The 1,094-nt window shown below is 73.3% G+C and carries 1 protein-coding gene; it reads right to left on the bottom strand.

Annotation, left to right across the window (positions count from 1 at the left end):
• Positions 1–966, bottom strand: a 966-nt coding sequence (locus AB0O00_RS41010) for an NADH:flavin oxidoreductase/NADH oxidase (protein WP_363659741.1), incomplete at its 3' end; no start/stop codon positions are given.
• Positions 967–1,094 lie beyond the last annotated feature (128 nt).

Genomic DNA, 1,094 nt, shown 5'->3' with positions numbered 1-1,094 from the left:
CCCCGGGCCGGGCACGGTGCGCATGCCGTCGGCGGCCACCGGCATGCCGCTGCGGTCGCGGACCGCCTCGGCGAAGGGCACCTGGAAACCGGGCCCGGCCTCGATCTTCGCGTCGGGCACGAGACCGCCGGTGGAGACGTCCAGCAGGTCCACGCCGCGGGCGTGGAGCTCCTTGGCGAGGCGCACGGTTTCCTCCAGCGTCCAGCCCTCGCGCCCGTCCTCGGGGTTCTCGGCGATCCAGTCGGTGGCCGAGACGCGGAACAGCAGCGGCAGCTCCTCGGGCCACACGGCGCGCACGGCGTCGACGACCTCCAGGGCGAAGCGGGTGCGGCCCTCGAACGAGCCGCCGTACTCGTCGGTGCGGCGGTTGCTCGCGGGGGAGAGGAACTGGTGGATCAGGTAGCCGTGGGCGCCGTGGAGCTCGACGGCCTGGAACCCGGCGTCCAGCGCGCGCCGGGCGGCGTCGGCGAACTGCCCCACGATCACGGCGATCTGCTCCCGCGTCAGCTCCTCGGGCGTGGTGTGCCCGGGGGAGAAGGCGACGGCACTGGGGCCCACCGGCGTCCAGCCGTGCGTCTCGTGCGGGGCGAGCGCGCGCCCGCGCTCGACCCAGGGGCGCTCGGTGGACGCCTTGCGCCCGGCGTGGCCGAGCTGGATGGCCGCGACGCTGCCCTGCTCCTTGAGGAACGCGGTGATCCGCCGGAACGCCCCGGTCTGGGCGTCGTTCCACAGCCCGAGGTCGTACGGGCTGATGCGCCCCTCGGGGGACACGGCGGTGGCCTCCACGATGATCATCCCGGTGCCGCCGGCCGCCCGCGCCGCGAGGTGGGTGAAGTGCCAGTCCGTCGGCACCCCGGCCGCCTCGCCGTCCGGCGCGGCGCTGTACTGGCACATCGGCGGCATCCACACGCGGTTGGGGACGGTCAGTTCCCGCAGCGTGTAAGGGGTGAAGAGGGTGGTGCTCATGGCGGCTCCCCGGGCGCGTTGATTGCAACTTGGTTGCAGCTGCACTATCTGCTGGAACAATAGTTGCACACGCTTGCCATCCGCAAGAGCGGGTTTTCCCGGCCGGGGCCTCCGTGGCGGCCCTTCAA

It is taken from the genome of Kitasatospora sp. NPDC093558, assembly GCF_040683475.1.
Taxonomy (GTDB): Bacteria; Actinomycetota; Actinomycetes; order Streptomycetales; family Streptomycetaceae; genus Kitasatospora.
This window is presented reverse-complemented; position numbering and strand designations above follow the sequence as displayed.